We start from the raw sequence: 15,352 nt of genomic DNA on the forward strand, positions 1-15,352 counted from the left end.
CGGAACGGTTAACCCGGCGCTCCAGTCAGCCGATTCGCCAAGCGTCGACGTGCTGTTAACCGTTTGTTGCGCTTGCGTTGGGCCGTGAATCGGAATGGCTTCCTACCGTCGGCGACGTGCCCACCCGTACCCATTCGACTTCCGCCCCGACCGCCTTGCGCGCCGCCGTCCTGGCCGACTCCGACACCCGGTGGAAATGGGGCGCGCTGACCGCGCGTCGCCTCGTGTCCACCGATCAGTCGGACAATCCGCAGGATATTCGGCTCGACGGATTCCTGCTGCGCGGACGGGCCACCCCGACGGTGCGTCAGCTGCGCGAGGTGGGAGTGCCGGCGGACGCGCTGCGCGAGGTCACGGGAGCGGAGTTCGTGCGCGCCGTGGACCGTGAGCTGTACGACGTGATCGTGCTCTCCTGCGTCGGCGGCGGGGTGCAGGCGATGCTGCACGGGCTGTCCCGGGCCTGGGCGACCCCCGCCGGATCCGCGGGCGGGCGCCGCCCGGTGGTCGTCACCGGCTACGTCGGCGTCGTCTACGAGAAGCTCGCCGACGGGCTGCTGCTGCGGCACGGCGCGGACGTGGTGCTCGCCAACTCCCGGTACGACGCGGACCGCTTCCGCGAGGTCTACCGGGGCGTGGGCGCCGCCGCCGACAGCGTCGTCGAGTGCGCGCTGCCCTTCCTCGGCGGCGCGCGGTACGACGCCGAGGCCCGGAAGGGCCGCCGCCACCCCGGCGGCACGGTGGTCTTCGCCGTCCAGCCGTCCGTCCCCGACAACCGCGAGGACCGCGGCTACCTGCTGCGCCGCGCGCTGGAGCACGCCCGGAAGCACCCCGACCGCGAGGTGCTGGTCAAGCTGCGCAGCAAGCCCGGCGAGCACACCACGCACATCGAGGAGCTGCCCTACCAGAAGCTGGCGGCCCGCATCGACGGCGGCGTCCCGGCCAACTTCCGCCTGGCCTACGGCAACATGGGCGAGGTCCTGGACACCGCGGACCTGCTGGTGACCGTCAGCTCGACCGCCGCCCTGGAGTCGCTGCACCGCGGCGTCCCCACCGCCGTCCTCACCGACCTGGGCGTCCGCGAGGCGCTCGGCAACCACCACTTCCTCGGCTCCGGCTGCCTCGCCTCCTGGGACCAGCTGGACCAGGGCCACCTGCCCGAGCCCGACCCGGAGTGGCTGGCCCGCCAGGGCGTCTGCGCCGACGGCTCGTACATAACCGCCTTCGACGCCGCGCGCGCCCGGGTCGCCGAGCTGGCCGCGGCCCCCGCCCTGCCGCCGCTGACGCCCTACTACAGCCGCACCACCGCGCCCGGCTATCTGCCCCGCATCCTCGACCGCTACGGCTTCCGACCGGACGGCACCCCGCGCCCCGGCGCCCCCGGCGCCGACACCGCCGAGGCCGGCGCGCTGCGCCGGGTCGTCCGGTCCACCGTGCGGGAGGCGGCCCGCGGCGCCTACCGCCACGGCGTCCAGCGGGTCGCCCCCGTCATCCGCCGGATGGGGGAGCTGTGACGAACCGCAGCACCCTCGCCGCGCCCCGCCGGTTGAGCGCTGTGAGTCAGCGCAACGCCCTTGCCACCACCCGCCGCCGGGGAGAGCCGTGAGCCACCCGGGCGGCACCGAAGGAGCCGCAATGCCCGCCACCCCCGAGCGCCGCGTGGTCGCCGTGATCCCCGCCCGCGGCGGATCCAAGGGCGTGCCCGCCAAGAACCTCGCCGCCGTGGGAGGTGTGCCGCTGGTCGCCCGCGCGGTGCGCGAGTGCCGCGCCAGTCGGCTGGTGACGGACGTGGTCGTCTCCACCGACGACGCCGGCATCGCCGCCGCCGCGCGCGGCGCGGGCGCCGAGGTGGTCCAGCGCCCGCCGGCCATCGCCGGCGACACCGCCACCAGCGAGGCCGCGGTGCTGCACGCCCTGGACGCCTTCGAGTCCCGCCACGGGACGGCCGCGGACGTGGTGCTGCTGGTGCAGTGCACCAGCCCCTTCATCGCCCGTGAGGACGTCGACGGGGTGGCCGCCGCGGTGCTGGAGGACGGCGCCGACTCCGCGCTGACCGTCGCCCCCTTCCACGGCTTCGTGTGGCGCGACGCGGCGGACGACGACGGCTTCGCCGCGCGCGCCGCGGTCGCCGGCGCGCCGGACCCGGTGACGGTGGTCGGCCAGGCGTCGGCCGCGGTCGACGGGGGCGCCCCGGGCCCGGTGACGGTCCCCGCGGGCCGCACCGGGGACGGCACCCGCGCCGACGGCACCTCCGCCACGGCCGCCACGGCCTCCGGGACCGCGACCGGCGCCGCGGTCGACGGCGCGGCGACGGGCCGCACGGTCACCGCGGCGGCGCTGCTGGCCGGGACCGCCGACGGGCCGGCCGCCGCGGTCGGCACCGCGGTCACCGGCCACCGCGCGGCGCCCGGTGGCGCCACCGGCTCCGCGGCCGCCCGCACCCCGGCCGGCGCCGAGGACGCCGAGCCCGCCGGCAGCAGCGGGTACGGCGTCAACCACGACAAGTCCTTCCGCCCTCGTCGCCAGGACCGGCCGCAGGACCTGCTGGAGACCGGCGCGGCCTACGCGATGCGGGTCGAGGGCTTCCGCGCCGAGAAGCACCGCTTCTTCGGGCGTACGGCGCTGGTGCGCACCGACGCCGCCCGGGTGCTGGAGATCGACGACCCGCACGACCTGGCCCGGGCCCGCGCGCTGGCGCCGCTGCTGGACGCCCCGCGCCCCGGCGCCCTGCCCACCCGTGACGACGTCGACGCGGTGGTGCTCGACTTCGACGGCACCCAGACCGACGACAGGGTGCTCATCGACTCCGACGGACGGGAGCTGGTCGCCGTGCACCGCGGCGACGGCCTCGGCGTCGCCGCGCTGCGCCGCTCCGGGCTGGCGCTGCTGATCCTGTCCACGGAGCGGAACCCCGTCGTCGCCGCGCGGGCACGGAAGCTGGACATCCCCGTGCTGCACGGCATCGACCGCAAGGATCTCGCACTCAAGCAGTGGTGCGAGGAACAGGGCATCGCTCCCGAGCGGGTGCTCTACGCCGGCAACGACGTCAACGACCTGCCGTGCTTCGACGTGGTCGGCTGGCCGGTCGCGGTCGCCAACGCGCACGACGTGGTGCGCGGCGCCGCCCGTGCGGTGACCTCCACCCCCGGAGGTCAGGGGGCGATCCGCGAGATCGCCTCCTGGCTCCTCGGAAAGGAGCTGGCCTGACGCATCAGCTCTTAACCGGTCACCGACCCGGTCACCGACCCCGACCCCGACCGCGGGGCCCCTCCCCGAACCGCCCCGCACGGACCGGCATCGCGTAGCGAGGCCGCGGCCAAGACGACCTTGTCTCGCCCGGACACCGATCCGGGAACCACTCGAAAGGTTTCACGTGAGCTCCAACAACCGCCTCCGCACCCTCGGCGCCAAGATCGTCGGCCCCGGCCACCCGGTCTACGTCACCGGTGAGATCGGCATCAACCACAACGGCGACCTGGAGAACGCGTTCAAGCTCATCGACGTCGCCGCCGACGCCGGCTGCGACGCCGTCAAGTTCCAGAAGCGCACCCCGGAGATCTGCACCCCGCGCGACCAGTGGGACATCGAGCGCGACACCCCGTGGGGCCGGATGACCTACATCGACTACCGCCACCGCGTGGAGTTCGGCGAGGACGAGTACCGCGCCATCGACGAGCACTGCAAGGAGCGGGGCATCGCCTGGTTCGCCTCCCCGTGGGACACCGAGGCCGTCGCCTTCCTGGAGAAGTTCGACCTCCCGGCGCACAAGGTGGCCTCCGCCTCGCTCACCGACGACGAGCTGCTGCGCGCCCTGCGCGCCACCGGCCGCACCGTCATCCTGTCGACCGGCATGTCCACCCCGCAGCAGATCCGGCACGCCGTCGAGGTGCTGGGCAGCGAGAACATCCTGCTCTGCCACGCCACCTCCACCTACCCGGCCAAGGCCGAGGAGCTCAACCTGCGGGTGATCAACACGCTCCAGGCCGAGTACCCCAACGTGCCGATCGGCTACTCCGGCCACGAGACCGGCCTGCAGACCACGCTGGCCGCGGTCGCCCTCGGCGCCACCTTCATCGAGCGCCACATCACCCTCGACCGCGCCATGTGGGGCTCGGACCAGGCCGCCTCCGTCGAGCCCCAGGGCCTCCAGCGTCTGGTGCGCGACATCCGCGTCGTCGAGGAGTCCCTGGGCGACGGCGTGAAGAAGGTCTACGAGAGCGAGCTCGGCCCGATGAAGAAGCTCCGCCGTGTCAGCGGCGTCATCGCCGAGCAGACGCGGCGCGAGCCGGCCGCCGTCTGACGGCCGGAACCCTCCGAGGCACTGACGGGAATCTGGTGGAGATGGAACCGGCCGGGTCGCCCGACGGCCCACCGTCCCCGGAAGCGGCGCGTACTCCCGTGCGCCGCTTCCGGGCCCTGCCCGCCGACGGTGCGACGCCGCCGGCCGAGACCCTCGCGTTCGTCGAGAGCCCGGTCCAGCTGCTGAACGTGCTGGAGTGGGCGTACGCCGACGCGATCGCCTCCCGCGGCGAGCGCACCGGAGGCCCCCAGGCGGCCACGCCCGCTCCGCCCGACCCGTCCGCCGGCCCGGCGGCCGGGTCGGGCGGCGGTGAGGGGGACGACGTCGACGCCGGTGTCCCGGCGCCGCCGGAAGCGGCGGCCGACGGCGCTCCGCCGCCCCCGGTACCGGGCGGCCCGCCCGGCTCCACGGGCCCGTCCGCGCGCTCCGGCACGTCCACCTCGGGTGTGTCGGGCTCCGTCGTCTCGGCGGACGGTGCGACTGAGCCGGGTGACGCGCTGTCGGAGGGTCCCGCCGTGAATGGGCTCCCGTCGGGTGTCCGGCCCGCGTCCACCGGTGTGGACGGGCCGGGCGGCTCGGCACCCGGTGCCGCCGAGGGTCGGCGGGCTCCGTCCGGCGCCGCTCCGGGCGGCGGGTCCGCCACCGCGGGCGCCGCGGAAGGGAACGACTCCGGTACCGGTGCCCCCGCTCCGGCGGGGCCGGCGGGCGGCGCTTCGCCGCGCCCCGCCCCCGACGCCGAGACCGGTTCCCCGGGGGAGCCGGGAAGCGACGACCCGGACCCGGAGACGGGCCGGGGCGTGTCCATTCCCGCTCCGGCGGGTGAGCGCGGTCTGCCCGGCGCGCCTGGCCGAGCAGACGACGCCCGGCACGGCGCCCGGCACGGCGCCGCGGACGGCGCACCCGCCGGCGGCGACCCGCGCGGGGACGGCCCGTACGGCGGCGACCCGCGCGGCGACGGCCCGTACGGCGACGGCCCGCGCGGCGGCGACCCGCGCGGCGGCGACCCGCGCGGCGACGACCCGCGCGGGGACGACCCGCGCGGCGACGGACCGTACGGCGACGGCCCGTATGCGGGCGATCCGTACGGGGAGGGGAGCGCGGCGGACCCGGCCGCTCCGGGCGGCGGACGGGAGCCGATCGCCTTCGGGGCGGGGCTCACCGTGATCGTGCTGGCGCCGCACGACCCCATGACCCGGGGGCAGCTGCGCCGGATGGCGGACCTCGCCCGGGACGAGGGCGTGAGCGTCCGCTGGGAGGAGGCGCGCGGCGGGGCGGGCGCGCCGCTGCGCACCGTGGGCGGACTGTCCGGGATGCTGCGCCGCGCCGAGCGGATCGTGATCGGCGACCCCTTCTCCCGCTACGTCCAGCTGCTGCTGACCCTCGCCCGCGCGCGCGACCTGGTCGTGGTCGACGACGGGACGGCCACCATGGAGTTCATCTCGCAGCTGGCCCGCGGCGAGCCCCTGGTGCGCTGGCACCGGCGGGGCAACGGGCGCGGGGCGCGGGACGTGGTCTTCGCCCCGGTGTCGGCGACCGCGCGGCGCCGACTGACGCCCGGCGCGGGGCGCCGGGTCGAGGTCTTCAGCTCGATGCCGGTGGAGCCGCCGGAAGGCGTCACCGTCACCGCCAACGACTTCGCCTGGACCCGGGCCAGGTTCGGCCCGCCACGGCTCACCCGGGGCACCGACCTGGTGGGAACCTCCCTGGTGGAGACGGGAGTCGTCGACCTGGACCGCTATCTGGCCGCGGTCACCGCGCTGGCCCGTGCGCACGGCGCCACCCGCTACTTCGCGCACCGCAGGGAGAGCGCGGAGAAGCTGCACCGGGTGAGCGCGGAGGTCGGCCTGGAAGTGGTGCGCCCCGAGCTGCCGCTGGAGCTGATCGCCCGCCGTGGTCCGATCGGCCGAACGATCCTGAGTTTTCCGTCGACGGTGGTGCACACGCTGCCGCTGGCCCTCGTCGGCACCGGGGTGCGGGTGGCGGTCTGCGACGTGGACCCGGCCTGGCTGACCAGCCACGCCTCGCCGCGCGCCCAGGGCTTTCTCTCCGGGGTCACCGGCACGGCGCGCGACGTGGACCGGCTGCGCTCGCTGGCGCAGGAGAGCGAGGGCCCCAACCGGCCCGCCGCACGGGGGGATTCGGAGCCCCGGGCGGTGCCGTCGGCACGGAGCGCGGCGCCCGCCGCCCCGCCCGTCGCACCGGCCGCGGTCGTCACGGCGGCCCCTCCGGGCCCTGTCGTACCGCCCGCGTCATCCGCGCCGATGGCAGCTTCCTGACGAGGAGCTGAGCCCTTCTCATGTCCACACTCTGAGAAAGAGCGCAGTTATACCCCCTGACTAGGTAGATCATGCGCAACCTGGCCGGGTTTCCGTCCCCTATCGGGCTGAAATTTTGTTGATCGAGCGCCGGTCGGTGCTTTCGTCGGCATACGCTTCATCGGGTGAACAATGTGATGTCCCGCGACTTCTCTCCCGAGGCCGATACCGCCGCGGAGGCGGCGGGGCCGGCCGCCCCGGAGGCGGGTTCGCCCGCCGCGCAGGCACGGCTGGACGGTGTGCTCTCCGAGGGGCTACGCACCGAACTCGTCGCCTTCCGCCGCGACTTGCACATGCACCCCGAGTTGGGGAACTGCGAGTACCGCACCACGGCGGCCATCAAGGCGCGACTGGAGAAGGCGGGGCTCATCCCCCGGGTGCTGCCCTCCGGCACCGGGCTGATCTGCGACGTGGGCACCTGGGACGGCGGCCGCCCGATGCTGGCGCTGCGCGCGGACATCGACGCACTGCCCATCCCGGACACCAAGACCGTTCCGTACCGCTCCACCGTCCCGGACCGCGCCCACGCCTGCGGACACGATGTGCACACCACCGTGGTGCTCGGCGTCGGCCTGGTCCTCGCCGAGATGGAGCGCGCGGGCCGGCTTCCGCGTCCGGTGCGGCTGGTCTTCCAGCCCGCCGAGGAGGTGCTGCCCGGCGGGGCCGCGGACGCGGTCGCCGCGGGGGCGCTGGACGGCGTGGGCCGGATCCTGGCGCTGCACTGCGATCCGCGGGTGGACGTGGGCAGGATCGGGCTGCGCACCGGGCCGATCACCTCGGCCTGCGACCGGCTGGAGATCGAGCTCAGCGGCCCCGGCGGGCACACCGCGCGGCCGCATCTGACCACGGACCTGGTGACGGCCGCCGCCAAGGTGGCCACCGAGGTCCCCGCGCTGCTCGCCCGCCGGGTGGACACCCGCTCGGGGCTCGCCCTCACCTGGGGCCAGCTGGTCACCGGGCACGCCGCCAACGTGATCCCGCAGCACGCCGGGCTCGCCGGCACGGTTCGCTGCCTGGACCTGCCCGCCTGGCACGACGCCCCCGACCTGGTGCACACCGCGGTGGACGAGGTCGCCACCCTCTACGGCGCCAAGTCGGAGATCACCTATGTCCGAGGGGTGCCGCCGGTGGTCAACGAGGCCGCCTCGGCGGAGCTGCTGCGGCGGGCGATGGTGGCCCGGCGCGGGGCGTACTCGGTGGAGGATACTGAGCAGAGCCTGGGTGGCGAGGACTTCTCCTGGTATCTGGAGAAGGTGCCCGGCGCCATGGCCCGGTTGGGCGTACGCAAGATCGGCGATTCCACCCGGCATGACCTGCACCGTGGTGATTTCGACGTTGACGAGGGGGCGATCAAGGTCGGGGTGGAGCTGTTCACCGCCGCCGCCCTGCTGGACCGACACGTTCCGTAAGGGCGTCGGACACGTCGCGTTCAGGGGGAAACTGAGCGCGACGAGCCCTTTACGAGATCGACACAAAGTGTCGATGTGATCGTCAAGACCGGTTCGCGACGATCCGATAACGGCTTCGAAGCACCCCTTTATCTGACATCTACGCGCGTTACGATTCCGCGAAACCAGCGCCAACGGAGGCGCTTCTAGCCGAAGGGGACCCCTCGTGCGCCGGGTATCCACTATCGCTGTCGCGGGCATCGCCACCGCGGCTCTCGCATTTTCCGTCACCGCCTGTGGCAGCAGCTCCGACGAAGGCAGCAAGGACAAGGGCATCGGCCTTGCGTTCGACGTCGGCGGCCGCGGCGACCACTCGTTCAACGACTCCGCCGCCAAGGGCTTCGACAAGGCCAAGGAGGACCTGGGCATCGGGGGCAAGGAGCTGACGGCCAAGGACGGCGACACCGACGCCGACCGCTACCAGAAGCTCGCCGACCTCGCCGACGCCGGTTACAACCCGGTCATCGGCGTCGGCTACGCCTACACCCCGGCCCTGGCCAAGGCGGCGAAGAAGTACCCGAACACCGACTTCGCGATCGTCGACTCGGTCGTCGAGGCCAAGAACGTCGCCTCCATCGTCTTCACCGAGCACGAGTCCTCCTACCTGGCGGGCGTCGCGGCCGGCCTGAAGACCAAGAGCGACAAGGTCGGCTTCATCGGCGGCACCAACAGCGCGCTGATCAAGAAGTTCGCGGGCGGCTTCGAGCAGGGCCTGAAGGACACCAACCCGAAGGCCAGCCTGGACGTCCAGTGGGTCGACAGCACCCCCAAGGGCTTCGGCATGCCGGACCGCGGCAAGGACATCGCCGAGGGCATGCTGTCCAAGGACATCGACGTGATCTACTCCGCGGCGGGCTCCTCCGGCGCCGGCGCGATCGAGGCCACGGCGAAGAAGAAGGGCACCTGGTCCATCGGCGTCGACGGTGACCAGTACTTCGACAAGGGTCTGAAGGACTACAAGAACTCCATCCTGACCTCCGCCCTCAAGCAGGTCGACGGTGGCGTCTACGACTTCGTCAAGAGCGTCGTCAAGGACAAGAAGCCGCTCACCGGCGTTCAGGTCTACTCCCTGAAGAAGGGTGGCGTCGACGTCTCCTACTCCGGCGGCTTCATCGACGACATCAAGCCGAAGATCGAAGAGGCGAAGAAGAAGATCATCGACGGCAAGATCAAGGTCGTCGACACCTACAAGGGCTGATCACGGCCGCAGGGCTGAACGGCCCAGCGGACATGGACCCCCTCCGGGGCCGCGCCGCCGGGCCGTCACCCGTCTGCCGCGGGGGCCGGCCGCCGCTCGACATGAGGGCCGGCCGCCGCGCGTCAAAATGAAGTGTGTCCGGACCTGGGGGGTGCCGTCTCCCCGGGTCCGTGCCGCGTCCGTCCCCCGTAGAACCCGCCCGCCCGTCCCCCGCCCGGGCGGACCCGCCCCATCCTCAGGAGTGCGCCATCAAAGCCGCTAGCGCTACCACGGGCGAGCCACCCGTCGACGCCTCAGGCGTCGCCGTAGAACTGCGCGGAATCACCAAGCGGTTCCCCGGAGTGGTCGCCAACCACGACATCGACATCACCGTGCGCCGTGGCACCGTGCACGCCCTCATGGGCGAGAACGGCGCGGGCAAGTCGACCCTGATGAAGATCCTCTACGGGATGCAGCGTCCCGACGAGGGCACCATCGCGATCAACGGCGAGCTGGTGGAGCTGCACTCCCCGGGTGACGCCATCTCCCGCGGTGTCGGCATGGTCCACCAGCACTTCATGCTCGCCGACAACCTCACCGTGCTGGAGAACGTCGTCCTCGGCGCGGAGAAGCTGCACGGCATCGGCTCCAAGGCCCGCGCCAAGATCCAGGAGATCTCGGACGCGTACGGCCTGGGTGTGCGCCCCGACGCGCTGGTCGAGGACCTCGGCGTGGCCGACCGGCAGCGGGTGGAGATCCTCAAGGTGCTCTACCGCGGCGCCCGGATCCTCATCCTGGACGAGCCGACCGCGGTGCTGGTGCCGCAGGAGGTCGAGGCGCTCTTCGACAACCTGCGCGAGCTCAAGGCCGAGGGCCTGACCGTCATCTTCATCTCCCACAAGCTGGGCGAGGTGCTCTCGGTCGCCGACGACATCACCGTCATCCGGCGCGGCACCACGGTGGGCACCGCGGTCCCCGCCGAGACCACGCCCAAGCAGCTCGCGGAGCTCATGGTCGGCAGCGAGCTGCCCACCCCGGAGACCCGCGAGTCCACGGTCACCGACACCCCGATGCTCGTCGTGGAGGGTCTGCACCTGCAGGCCCGGGACGTCGACGGCGTGGAGCGGGCCGTCCTCAACGAGATCTCCTTCACCATCCACAAGGGCGAGGTCCTGGGCATCGCCGGTGTGGAGGGCAACGGCCAGGCCGAACTGGTCGAGGCGGTCATGGGCATGCGCGCCCCCGACCGGGGCACCGTCACCCTGGACGGCGCGGACATCAGCCACACCCCCACCCGCAAGCGGCGTGAGGACGGCATCGGCTACATCCCCGAGGACCGCCACCGGCACGGCCTGCTGCTGGAGGCCCCGCTCTGGGAGAACCGCATCCTGGGGCACGTCACCGAGGCGCCCAACAGCAAGCGGGGCATCCTCGCCCCGGGTGCCGCCCGCCGTGACACCGAGCGGATCGTGGCCGAGTACGACGTCCGCACCCCCGGCATCGAGGTCACCGCGGCCTCGCTCTCCGGCGGCAACCAGCAGAAGCTGATCGTCGGCCGTGAGATGAGCCACCACCCCAAGCTGCTGATCGCCGCGCACCCCACGCGCGGTGTGGACGTCGGCGCGCAGGCGCAGATCTGGGACCAGATCCGCGAGGCGCGCCGTGAAGGACTGGCGGTGCTGCTGATCTCCGCCGACCTGGACGAGCTGATCGGCCTGTCCGACACCCTGCGCGTCATGTACCGGGGCAGCCTGGTCGCCGACGCCGATCCCGCCACGATCACCCCTGAGGAGCTGGGCTCGGCCATGACCGGCGCGGCTTCCGGCCATCTCGAACACCAGGAAGACGGTGCCGAGGACGCTGGGGGAGAGGACCGATGAAGAAATTCGACAAGGAGCGGATGCTCCTGGCGGTCGCTGCCCCGGCGCTCGCGCTGGCCGCCGCCTTCCTGCTGACCGCCCTGGTGCTGGCGGCGACCGGCAAGGAGCCGTTCAACGCCTTCAGCATCATGTTCGAGTACGGCTTCAAGTCCGACAGCCAGGTCTACATCCTGAACAAGGCGACGACCTACTTCCTCGCGGGTCTCGCGGTGGCCGTCGGCTTCCGGATGAACCTGTTCAACATCGGTGTGGACGGCCAGTACCGGCTCGGCGCCTTCTTCGCGGCCGTCGTCGGCGGCGCGCTGGAGCTGCCCGGCTTCGTGCAGATCCCGCTGATCATCCTGGTCGCGATGCTGGTCGGCGCGATGTGGGCCTCCATCGCCGCGCTGCTCAAGGTCTACCGCGGCGTCAGCGAGGTGATCAGCACGATCATGCTGAACGCCCTCGCCGGCATCCTCATCAGCTACCTGCTGGTCGACGGGCGGCTCGGTGTCCTGGACAAGGACACCAACATCGTCTCCACCGACCCGCTGCCGGAGTCCAGCCACTTCTTCACCATCCCGGCCGGTCCCGGGCTGGACCCGATCTGGGGCTTCATCGTCGTCGCGGTGCTCGCGGGCGTCGGCTTCTGGTTCCTGCTGGGCCGCACCCGCTTCGGCTTCGACCTGCGCGCGGTGGGCCGCTCCGAGTCCGCCGCCGACGCCAGCGGTGTCAACGTCAAGCGCATGATCATCACCTCCATGCTGCTGTCCGGCGGGGTCGCCGGCCTCATCGGCATGCCGGTGCTGCTCAACGACGCCCACCAGTACAGCTCCGACTTCCCGGCCGGCATCGGCTTCACCGGCATCGCCATCGCGCTGCTGGGCCGCAACAACCCGGTCGGCATCGCGCTGGCCGCCCTGCTGTGGGGCTTCCTGGAGCGTGGCGCGGGCCGCCTGGAGTTCGAGGGGTACGACCGGGAGATCGTCGGCGTCATGCAGGGCGTCATCGTCCTGTGCGTCGTCATCGCGTACGAACTGGTGCGCCGCTACGGCCTCAAGCGCCAGCAGCAGAAGGTCGGCGCCGAGCTTGCCGCGCAGGCCAAGAAGCAGGAGGCGGCAGCGTAATGGCCACGACTTCCACCACTCCCAAGTCCGCCACGGCGGTCCAGACCAAGATCCACCACAAGCTCACCTTCGCCAAGGTGCTGCTGCTCATCGCGGGCGGGCTGATCCTGCTCTCCCTGGTGACCGCGCTCGTCTCCTCGGGTGAGAAGGACGCGTTCCACACCATCACCTCCTCCGACCAGATCGCCGCCGCGCTCTCCATGGCGGTGCCGATCGGTCTGGCGGGCCTCGGCGGCCTGTGGGCCGAGCGGGCCGGCGTGGTCAACATCGGCCTCGAGGGCATGATGATCCTCGGCACCTTCTTCGGTGCCTGGGCGGGCTACCAGACCAACCCCTGGGTGGGCGTCCTCGCCGGCGTCCTCGGCGGCGCGGTCGGCGGCCTGGTGCACGCGATCGCCACCGTCACGTTCGGCGTCGACCACATCGTCTCCGGTGTGGCGGTCAACATCCTCGCGCTCGGTGCCACCACCTACCTGGCCAAGGCGTGGTTCGGCCCGCTCACCGAGGAGGGCGGCAGCCCCAAGCAGTCGCCGCAGGTCGACGACCTGCCCACGATCACCGTGCCGGGGCTGTCCGACTGGCTCCAGGGCATCGAGGACAAGCACAAGTTCTTCGTCTCCGACGTCGCGGGCATCTTCGGCGGTCTGGTCACCAACGTCTCGGTGCTGACCCTGCTGGCGATCGCCCTGGTCGTCGGCACCTTCTTCGTGCTGTGGAAGACCTCCTTCGGTCTGCGGCTGCGGTCCTGCGGTGAGAACCCGACCGCCGCCGAGTCGCTGGGCGTCAACGTCTACCTGTACAAGTACGCGGCCGTGGTCACCTCCGGCGCGCTCGCCGGCCTCGGCGGTGTGTTCCTCGCCCTGGTCCGCTCGCACATCTACAACGAGGGCCAGACCGGTGGCCGCGGCTACATCGGCCTCGCCGCGATGCTGTTCGGCAACTGGCGCCCGGGCGGCCTGGCGATGGGCGCGGGCCTGTTCGGTTACTCCGACGCGCTCCAGCTGCGCAACGGCGGCCCGACCGTGCACGCGCTGCTGCTCATCGCCGGCATCGCGCTGCTGCTCTTCGCGGCGTGGAAGGTGTACCGCAAGGCCCTGGTGGCCGCGGCGATCAACGCCGTCGCCGGCGCGGTCCTGCTGGTCTGGTACCTGCTGACCGACACCGTGCCCAGCGAGCTGGTCAGCGCGACCCCGTACATCGTCACCCTGCTGGTCATGGCGCTGGCCGCACAGCGGCTACGAATGCCCAAGGCGAACGGCAGGCCCTACCGCAAGGGACAGGGCAAGTGACCGAGTCTCCCCACGACTGGGAGGCGCTGCGCGCGCAGGCCCGGGACGCCATGTCCCGGGCCTACGCCCCGTACTCCGGCTTCCCGGTGGGCGCGGCGGCCTACGTCGACGACGGCCGGATCGTCTCCGGCTGCAATGTGGAGAACGCCTCCTACGGGGTGGCCCTGTGCGCCGAGTGCGGTCTGGTCGGCGAGCTGTTCGCCACCGGCGGCGGCCGGCTGACGGCCTTCACCTGCTGCGACCGCAACGGCGACGTGCTGATGCCGTGCGGCCGCTGCCGTCAGCTGCTGTGGGAGCACGGCGGCCCCGAGCTGCTGGTGGAGACCACCACGGGGGTGCGGCGGCTGGCCGAGCTGCTGCCGGACGCCTTCGGCCCCTCCGACCTGGAACGCTGATCTTTTTCAGCCCGAAAATCTACACGCGTAAAGCGCGCGTTTACCGTCATATGTACGCTCTGAACGCGCGCATTCCCGTCCAGAAAGGCAGCCCGACCCATGGACGCCATCTCCGTCATCCGCACCAAGCGTGACGGCGGCCGTCTGACCGACGGCCAGATCGACTGGATCATCGACGCCTACACGCGTGGCGTGGTCGCGGACGAGCAGATGTCCGCGCTCGCCATGGCGATCTTCCTCAACGGCATGGACCGGTCCGAGATCGCCCGCTGGACCGCCGCGATGATCGCCTCCGGCGAGCGGATGGACTTCTCCTCGCTGTCCCGCCCGACCGCCGACAAGCACTCCACCGGCGGCGTCGGCGACAAGATCACGCTGCCGCTGGCCCCGCTGGTCGCCGCCTGCGGCGCGGCCGTGCCGCAGCTCTCCGGCCGCGGCCTCGGCCACACCGGCGGCACCCTGGACAAGCTGGAGTCCATCCCGGGCTGGCGGGCGCTGCTCTCCAACGACGAGATGCTGGGCGTGCTGAGCGACGTCGGCGCCGTGATCTGCGCGGCCGGCGACGGGCTGGCCCCGGCCGACAAGAAGCTGTACGCGCTGCGCGACGTGACCGGCACGGTCGAGGCGATCCCGCTGATCGCCTCCTCCATCATGTCCAAGAAGATCGCCGAGGGCACCGGCTCGCTGGTGCTCGACGTCAAGGTCGGCTCCGGCGCCTTCATGAAGGACATCGACGCCGCCCGCGAGCTGGCGAGCACCATGGTGGGCCTCGGCACCGACCACGGCGTCAAGACCGTCGCGCTGCTCACCGACATGTCCACCCCGCTGGGCCTCACCGCGGGCAACGCCCTCGAGGTCCGCGAGTCCGTCGAGGTGCTCGCCGGCGGCGGCCCGGCGGACGTCGTCGAGCTGACCGTCGCCCTGGCGCGCGAGATGCTCGTCGCGGCCGGTCTGCCCGACGCCGACCCGGCCAAGGCGCTGGCCGACGGCTCCGCGATGGACCACTGGCGTCGCATGATCGCCGCGCAGGGCGGCGACCCGGACGCGGAGCTGCCGGTCGCCCGGGAGCAGCACGTCGTCACGGCCGCCGAGTCCGGTGTGCTCACCAGGCTCGACGCCTACGCCGTCGGCGTCGCCGCCTGGCGCCTGGGCGCCGGCCGCGCCCGCAAGGAGGACCCGGTGCAGGCCGGCGCCGGCATCGAGATCCACGCCAAGCCGGGCGAGACGGTCACCGCGGGCCAGCCGCTGCTGACCCTGCACACCGACACCCCGGAGAAGTTCGACTACGCCCTGGAGGCCCTGGCGGGCTCCACGGAGTACGCCCCGGCGGGCACGGACTTCACGGCCGCGCCGATCGTGCTGGACCGGATCGCCTGATCCGGAGTAATCCGACGCGCCCGGACGGGCGAGTCTCCCTCCCCGAGGGATCTCCCCCCTGGGGGTGA

The 15,352-nt window shown here is 72.6% G+C and carries 11 protein-coding genes; all 11 read left to right on the forward strand.

Annotation, left to right across the window (positions count from 1 at the left end; genetic code table 11):
* Positions 1–116 precede the first annotated feature (116 nt).
* The 11 genes from LRS74_RS19720 to LRS74_RS19770 all read left to right on the forward strand — a co-directional run bounded on the left by LRS74_RS19720 (position 117) and on the right by LRS74_RS19770 (position 15,284).
* Complete coding sequence (locus LRS74_RS19720; RefSeq protein ID WP_277742235.1) at positions 117–1,511, forward strand: DUF6716 putative glycosyltransferase; 1,395 nt, start codon at positions 117–119, stop codon at positions 1,509–1,511.
* Positions 1,512–1,632: 121 nt separating this feature from the next.
* Positions 1,633–3,204, forward strand: coding sequence for an acylneuraminate cytidylyltransferase (locus LRS74_RS19725; RefSeq protein ID WP_277742236.1), 1,572 nt, complete (start codon positions 1,633–1,635; stop codon positions 3,202–3,204).
* A 166-nt stretch (positions 3,205–3,370) separates the two neighbouring features.
* A complete protein-coding gene (locus LRS74_RS19730; protein WP_277742237.1) occupies positions 3,371–4,297 on the forward strand; it encodes an N-acetylneuraminate synthase family protein in 927 nt (308 codons plus the stop codon).
* A 1,187-nt stretch (positions 4,298–5,484) separates the two neighbouring features.
* Positions 5,485–6,573 carry a hypothetical protein gene (locus LRS74_RS19735; protein WP_277744836.1) on the forward strand — a complete coding sequence of 363 codons (1,089 nt, stop codon included), beginning with the start codon at positions 5,485–5,487 and terminating at the stop codon, positions 6,571–6,573.
* A 164-nt stretch (positions 6,574–6,737) separates the two neighbouring features.
* Positions 6,738–8,021: an amidohydrolase gene (locus LRS74_RS19740; RefSeq protein WP_277742238.1), complete on the forward strand. Its 1,284-nt coding sequence runs from the start codon at positions 6,738–6,740 to the stop codon at positions 8,019–8,021.
* 205 nt (positions 8,022–8,226) lie between these two features.
* The gene (locus LRS74_RS19745; RefSeq protein ID WP_277742239.1) at positions 8,227–9,258 is read left to right on the forward strand and encodes a BMP family ABC transporter substrate-binding protein; all 1,032 of its coding nucleotides are present in this window, start codon (positions 8,227–8,229) and stop codon (positions 9,256–9,258) included.
* A gap of 248 nt (positions 9,259–9,506) precedes the next feature.
* On the forward strand, positions 9,507–11,117 hold the full coding sequence (locus LRS74_RS19750) for an ABC transporter ATP-binding protein (RefSeq protein WP_277744837.1): 1,611 nt from the start codon (positions 9,507–9,509) through the stop codon (positions 11,115–11,117).
* Positions 11,114–12,223: an ABC transporter permease gene (locus tag LRS74_RS19755; RefSeq protein ID WP_277742240.1), complete on the forward strand. Its 1,110-nt coding sequence runs from the start codon at positions 11,114–11,116 to the stop codon at positions 12,221–12,223. Before LRS74_RS19750 ends, LRS74_RS19755 begins: the two co-directional genes overlap by 4 nt.
* Positions 12,223–13,512: an ABC transporter permease gene (locus LRS74_RS19760; RefSeq protein WP_277742241.1), complete on the forward strand. Its 1,290-nt coding sequence runs from the start codon at positions 12,223–12,225 to the stop codon at positions 13,510–13,512. The genes LRS74_RS19755 and LRS74_RS19760 overlap by 1 nt, the downstream gene beginning before the upstream one ends.
* A complete protein-coding gene (locus tag LRS74_RS19765) occupies positions 13,509–13,907 on the forward strand; it encodes a cytidine deaminase (RefSeq protein ID WP_277742242.1) in 399 nt (132 codons plus the stop codon). Before LRS74_RS19760 ends, LRS74_RS19765 begins: the two co-directional genes overlap by 4 nt.
* A 99-nt stretch (positions 13,908–14,006) precedes the next feature.
* Positions 14,007–15,284, forward strand: a complete 1,278-nt coding sequence (locus tag LRS74_RS19770) for a thymidine phosphorylase (RefSeq protein ID WP_277742243.1) — start codon at positions 14,007–14,009, stop codon at positions 15,282–15,284.
* Positions 15,285–15,352: the final 68 nt, after the last annotated feature.

The organism is Streptomyces sp. LX-29, from assembly GCF_029541745.1.
In the GTDB taxonomy this organism is placed as follows: Bacteria; Actinomycetota; Actinomycetes; order Streptomycetales; family Streptomycetaceae; genus Streptomyces.

Bases quoted from the DNA above. Each gene is read 5' to 3' on its own strand.
- LRS74_RS19760 (WP_277742241.1), top strand. From the start codon at position 12,223: ATGGCCACGACTTCCACCACTCCCAAGTCCGCCACGGCGGTCCAGACC.
- LRS74_RS19770 (WP_277742243.1), top strand. From the start codon at position 14,007: ATGGACGCCATCTCCGTCATCCGCACCAAGCGTGACGGCGGCCGTCTG.
- LRS74_RS19735 (WP_277744836.1), top strand. From the start codon at position 5,485: ATGACCCGGGGGCAGCTGCGCCGGATGGCGGACCTCGCCCGGGACGAG.
- LRS74_RS19725 (WP_277742236.1), top strand. From the start codon at position 1,633: ATGCCCGCCACCCCCGAGCGCCGCGTGGTCGCCGTGATCCCCGCCCGC.
- LRS74_RS19755 (WP_277742240.1), top strand. From the start codon at position 11,114: ATGAAGAAATTCGACAAGGAGCGGATGCTCCTGGCGGTCGCTGCCCCG.